The following is a 6,374-nucleotide window of genomic DNA, read 5'->3' as shown; positions in this document are numbered from 1 at the left end:
GTTCAGACGTGTGCTCTTCCGATCTGCATCCGACAGGGCGGCGGAAACCATCATATCATATTTTCAATGAACTGAAAATAATGTTAAAAATTTAATTAAAATGTAAATTTTCATTTAATTGTAATATTGCTTTTATTTTGTTATTTTTATTTAAAATAATAAAATTTTAATTGTTTTTTAGGAAAAATTAATAAAGGAGTATATTTAAACTATTAATGGAGTCAAATTATGAGATTAAAAAGTGTTGGAATGGGATATTTTTTAGCAGTTCCAGATATTATTTCAGTTCTGAATATGATATTTGGATTTTTAGCTATTTTGATGGTTATCGATAATCATTTAACATATGCATCAATATGTATACTTGTTGCAATTGTTTTTGACTCTGTAGATGGATGGGTTTCTAGGAAACTTAATCGTGTAGATCCTTTTAATTTTGGAATGAATATTGACTCTTTAGCTGATATGGTATCATTTGGTCTTGCTCCGGCCGTTATTTTATATTCAATCGGTTCAGGCATATCCAGTTGGGCAGGATATTTAATTGCTATTGTTGGAATAATTGCATTTATTTCAGGTCTTTTAAGACTTGCAAGATATAATGTAATCTCCAATAGGATTAACTATCAAGGTTTCATCGGTTTTCCAATACCTGGAACGGCTTTATTATTGGCCAGCTATTATTTGTCCGGTTTATTCAATATTGTAGTTGCAGCCATATTATTGCTTTTGGCTTCTTATTTGATGATCAGTACAATCAGATATCCGAAAGTTGATAATTATTATGTGGTTGGTCTTGGAGCCTTAATGATTGTATTGACAATCTTGCCAATTGATATTGCAATTGGAGGGGTTAACCTTCCTGCTTTAGTATTGTTTGTTTTATCCTTAGTCTATATGTTTATGACTTTTTTAGAATTCTTTATAGGCGATGAAGACATTTTTGACAGAGGAAGAGCAAATAAAAGAGTTCATAATGTTCGTGAAGTAACTGGAAATAGATTCAGTCTTTCCCTTAATGCCGCACATGATGCTTTTAACAATATGAAAGACACCATAAACCAAGTTGCTTCTGAAGATTTTAGTAAAACCGAAGAAGAAAGTGAAAAAGAGGAAGTTGAAGTAGAAGAAGAGATTTAAAAGAATAATGTTCTTTTTTATCATTTTTTAATTTCTAATTTCTTTTTTTAGACTTCATAATTATTAATTCTTAATTCATAGAATTATTTTCTGTTAATTTATTAATTTCTATAATTTTTTAGAAATTATTTTTAATTTATTGATTTCTTTAATTTTTTAGAGGTTGCTTTTAATTTATTAATTTCTTTATCCTTAAACAAACCTACATCTACTTTTTTTATTTATCTCATTCTATTGGGTTTGGTAGGTATGAGTAATCCAAAAGATAAATTTAATTCCTTTAAAAAAGGTATTTTTAAAGTAAAAAATTTATCTTCAAAATTTAAAAATTCATCGTCTAATAAAACTAATTCTAATGATGTTAAAAATAAGCCGAGCAGTTTGGAATATATTGTTCCTGAAAATTCTCCGCTTATAAAAAATTCATCTGAAAATTTAGATTCCGGTTTTTATAATTCTGATTTAGAAGATTCCAGATATCTTGACACTAAGTCTAAATTTAATGATTTGGAAGATTTTGGTTATGAGGATTCTAGGTCTAAATTTAATGATTTGGAAGAGGGAACTTATTTTAAAGACGATAATTTTTACAATTATTCAGATGAATTAAAAAACAATTCGTCTAAGGAAGATAATTTTAAAAGTGGCAATTCTCTTGATAAAAATGATTTTAATTCAAATCTTGATTTGAATGATCTGGATTCTAAATATGCTAAATATCTTAAGGAAGATGATTTTGATGAAATAAATGGGAATGAATATAACTATTTGAATTCATTTAAGGAAGATAAATCTAAAACTAAAAAAGAATCAAATTACGGATATTATGAAGATCTTGATGGCCAATTGAATTCCGTTCCTGATGATTTTTATTCTGAATCAAATTCTAAAAAATCAGGTTCTCTAAAGGATTTAAAACTTAAATTAAAGGATTTTAAGAAAAATATTTCAAATAAAAATGATGCTTCAAAATCTAAGTTTGGAAAAATTGTCTTTACTTTAATCTGTCTGGTTCTTGTCATTTCTGCAGTTTATTTTTTTATTTATCAACCTTTCCAGGATGAATTGAATTTAGAGAAAAATGCAAAATTAAATGAATTAAATACTTTATATAAAGGTCCATTGGAAGCAAATGACAATGCATTTTACTTAAAAAATGAAATTGAAAATGAATACGATATAAATGAAATCAAGTCAATTGATATTCTGCGCTTTGCTACAAAGGATTGGCAGACTTATCATAAATCGAAAATAGTATCTTGCAAAGATGAATTTGGTCGTGTTATGCTTTCCTATGGTGAAGAGGATAAGGATATAATATTGTCTGTACAGGATGCAAATCAATTTGTAAAGGATAATGATGCAAAGATTCTGTCCAATGTTCAGTTTAAGGAAGTGGACACCACTATTGTTCCAGTTTCAATTTCAAGGCTGCAGGCAACAGCAGGTTTGATTTCAGTTGGTTCTGTAGTGGATATTTATTCATTGAATGACAGCTATTCAAATGATTATGATGATGAGGAGTCCTATTCTGTCAGTTCAGAAAATTCTTCAGAAACTGATGTGTCTTTGGATGATGGGGGGACAGATGATGGAAGTGAAGATGAATCTGACTACAATCAGATTTCTATAGATGAGGAAAATCAGGATGAATTGGATGTTAATGGTGAGCCTGATGTTAGCGGTGCTACAGTTCTTGCTATCTTAAGGTCCAAGGATAGTGGGGTTATTGACAGCAGCATCAGTAAATCAAACACTCTTATTGATGGAAACACTACAATTCCATATGAAAATACAAGTTCATATTCTAATGATGTTGAAGAGCTTTTAAAGGCTTCAGTATTTAAATCCTATGATAACAGTAATGTATTGGAATCCTATTTGGATGATTATGGAGTTAAATTGTCTAATTATGAAAGAATGTCTAATTTAGGAGATTTGGATTCTGAATATCTGGTTCTTTTAGAGGTTCCAAGAGAAGATGTTAATTTTGTAATAAACAATATGGACAATTTGATTTTAACTATTCCAACTCAACATGCTCCTACTTGGGTTGTAAGTGAATTAAATGCTACGTATTATGAGAATATTTATAGCAATGAGTCTTTAATCATTGATTAAAGTCTTAAATTCACTTTTTAGTTTAATTTCATTGTTTAAAGTATTTAATTCTTTAATTTTTCTTTAATTTTCCTGTTTATTTTTTATCTTTATTTTTAATTCTTATTTTTTCTTATTTTTAATAATTTTTTATTTTTAAATCCAAGTGGATTTTATAAAAAATTTATAAATCATAAAGAATAGATTTTTAATTGTAATAAATTAAATTTAATTTTTTGAGGATATTATGGATTTGAAAAATTTTAGAATTACAACTGTAATCATTATCATTGCCTTGATAATCCTTGGCTTATATGCATTGACTGAGGTAAATTACTTCTCATATAAAAATATTGCAGAAGCTGATGATATTAATGCATCCGTTGTTATTATTCCTTCCATTAATGTTTTTGAGAAAATAAATAACGTTTCAATCTCCCAAGGGGTGTATATTGAGGAAAGTGCCTATATTCCAACTAAAGGGGATGTTGTATTGTTTGGACATAGAACTTTGCAGGGCTCTCCATTTTTTAGATTGGATTCTCTTGAAAAGGGAGATGTGATTACTTTGGAATGGCCAGATGTTGGTGAAGTGAATTATACTGTAAATTCAACTGAAATAGTTGATGCAAATGCTGAGTTTGACATAAATGAAAGTCATACGGGCGGAAAACTAAAGAATCAGGATTTATATTTGATTACTTGCCATCCGATAGGTTCATCTTCTCAAAGATTAATTGTTTCTGCAGATTTAAATTCTACAAGTTTAATAAATGAAACTGCTTTAAGTGAAAATCCTCAAGCTCATTGGGCTTGGTTTTTTGTTATAGGATTTTTAGCCTTAGGTTTGATTGTAACTTATTTCTCATCAGGAATTGAAAGGAAGATTATTTTGGCTGTTGTTTTAATAATTACAATTATTTTGATTTACTTTTCCCTTTTCCCAGTTTCATCTCAAATTTGGGCAGATCAATTGGGATGGTTGAATAGTTTAATGGGGGTTAATTAGAATAATTTGTTTTATTTAATTTTTTTATTTTAATTTAATTCAATTTTTAATTTAATTTAATTCAATTTTTAATTTAATTAATTAAATTTTTAATTTTAATATTATTAATTTAATTTATTTTATTTTTTATAAATTATTAATTTTAATTAAATTTTCATTTTGTAATTTTGTTTAATTTATTTTCATTTTTAATTTTGAGGTATTATTATGGATGATAAAGAAAAATATTTTTCCAATATATCTAAAAGGGAAAGGGCTATTTTCGAAGGTGCAATTAGTATGGGGGCTTTATTCCATCAGTTTGTAGGGACTCCATTCAATAGGGATACAGTTGCTTCCCTGGAAAAGGCTATGGAGGAATCCTTTTCATTACAGCCTTGTATTGATAAGGTTGAAGTTTCCATTGATTTGGATAAATTAGATGATGCAATGACTAAATTTGATTATACTTCATTAAATGGTGACATGTTGGATGTTAAAATCTATTCAAAGGTAGATGATATTGTAGCTATTATTCGTATAAATTTCATTGATGAACTTAATTATCCATTAATGTATGTAGAAGATATAATTGAATAATTATTTTATTATTCTTTCTTATTTTTATTTCTTATTTTTTATTTTTATTTCTTATTTTTTCTTATTTTTTCTTATTTTTTCTTATTTTTGCTAATTTATCCTATTTTTACTTAAATTATTATTTTCTTACTTTATTTTCATTTTTATTTATTTAATCTTATTTATTGCACTTGTTTTTTTCATTTTCTCATACTTTAAAAGTAATAAAATTCTTGGATTTTTACCTACATTAACAAATTATTTAAATAAATAAAATCATATATAAAAACATTATAATTTATATGTTCTTTATCTTATTTTTTAAGGTAATTAATTTTAAGGTAAATTTAATAATTAGTTATAATTTTAATGGAATAATATTTTAAATTAATTTTAATTAGAAAAATGAGACAAACAAAACATGATTGTCAAATAAAAGAAATATTATATCCTCATACTAATAATAAACCATCCAAAAATTTTTTATCTAGTAATTATCGTCAAATTAAATTAATCCAAGAACAAAATCTATTAAAAAAACAAAAACAAGAATCATATGTCGAACGTAAATAATATTTTAACAAATTATTTTCAATAAATATAGCGGTTCCTTATAAAATGAAAGAATTTAAAAATATTCCTTCTAAATTATACGAAAAAACAAATGATTGGATAAACAAAGAAAAAAATTTAACGAAAACAAAATATACATATCCAGAAACAAAACCAAAACCAAGAAGAATAATGTCAGCCTCGCATAATAGAAGAATATATAATAATAACAACAATAAAGTAATTTCATCAATGTTTGATAATTATTACCACGATAAAATGGTCGAAAAAAACTTAATACCATCATTAGAAGAGGAAAAAGCTTTACAAAAAAAATTAGACTTAGATTACCAATTTGAGTCCCATTTAAGAGGTCTCAAAGCTATTAATAACATCGAAAGTCAAATAAATGAGCAATATGAGAGTATTAAAAAGGCTCAATTAAAAGCAAATACTCCTTCAATTAATGATAAGGGTTTAATCCTTCAAAAAAATAATAACAAAAATTTCATCGAAGAAAATAAACAAAAAGTTGTTAAACCTCAAGTAAATAAAAAGAATAATATTAATTTAAATGATAATCCTTACCATAAAGAATATGGCAAAACTCCTCAGTATTTAAAAAATATGAAAATAGAAGCCGAAAGGAAGAAAGAAATTGATAAACTAAAAAAAGAGCAGGAAAAATATCCTAAAGGAACAAGACTGTTAACTGAAGAAGAAAGAATTTTTACGCTTAATAAATTATTAGAGAGTAAAAAAGAAATAGAAAATTTAGTAGCGAAATTACCAATTTCTATGAGTTCACTGGCCATGAAAAATAAACAGGAAGAATTATATAAAAAATTAGATGAAATTGATAATGCTATTGCAACTTTTTCCAGGAAAAAAGTATTTGTTAAAGTTGATTCATAATAATAGAAAATTATAAAAGTATAAATCCAAATTATATTATATTTTATCTTGATATATGGAATTTATATATTTGAGATCGGAAGAGCGTCGTGTAGGGAAA

The 6,374-nt window shown here is 26.0% G+C and carries 5 protein-coding genes; all 5 read left to right on the top strand.

The window, feature by feature from the left end; translation table 11 throughout:
• The first annotated feature begins 228 nt into the window (after nt 1–228).
• The 5 genes from Q0138_RS02505 (at nt 229) to Q0138_RS02485 (ending at nt 6,274) form a co-directional block, all read left to right on the top strand.
• Nucleotides 229–1,140: an archaetidylserine synthase gene (locus Q0138_RS02505; protein WP_297980497.1), complete on the top strand. Its 912-nt coding sequence runs from the start codon at nt 229–231 to the stop codon at nt 1,138–1,140.
• 381 nt (nt 1,141–1,521) lie between these two features.
• Entirely contained in the window at nt 1,522–3,261 is a 1,740-nt protein-coding gene (locus tag Q0138_RS02500) for a hypothetical protein (protein WP_297980494.1), read from the top strand.
• Between the two features lie 226 nt (nt 3,262–3,487).
• A complete protein-coding gene (locus tag Q0138_RS02495; RefSeq protein ID WP_297980492.1) occupies nt 3,488–4,249 on the top strand; it encodes a class E sortase in 762 nt (253 codons plus the stop codon).
• Between the two features lie 207 nt (nt 4,250–4,456).
• Nucleotides 4,457–4,828 (top strand): dihydroneopterin aldolase family protein, encoded by a 372-nt coding sequence (locus Q0138_RS02490; RefSeq protein ID WP_297980489.1) that lies wholly within the window; start codon nt 4,457–4,459, stop codon nt 4,826–4,828.
• A 597-nt stretch (nt 4,829–5,425) separates the two neighbouring features.
• Entirely contained in the window at nt 5,426–6,274 is an 849-nt protein-coding gene (locus tag Q0138_RS02485; RefSeq protein WP_297980487.1) for an enkurin domain-containing protein, read from the top strand.
• Nucleotides 6,275–6,374 lie beyond the last annotated feature (100 nt).

The organism is uncultured Methanobrevibacter sp. (genome assembly GCF_937906425.1).
In the GTDB taxonomy this organism is placed as follows: domain Archaea; phylum Methanobacteriota; class Methanobacteria; order Methanobacteriales; family Methanobacteriaceae; genus Methanobrevibacter.
This window is presented reverse-complemented; position numbering and strand designations above follow the sequence as displayed.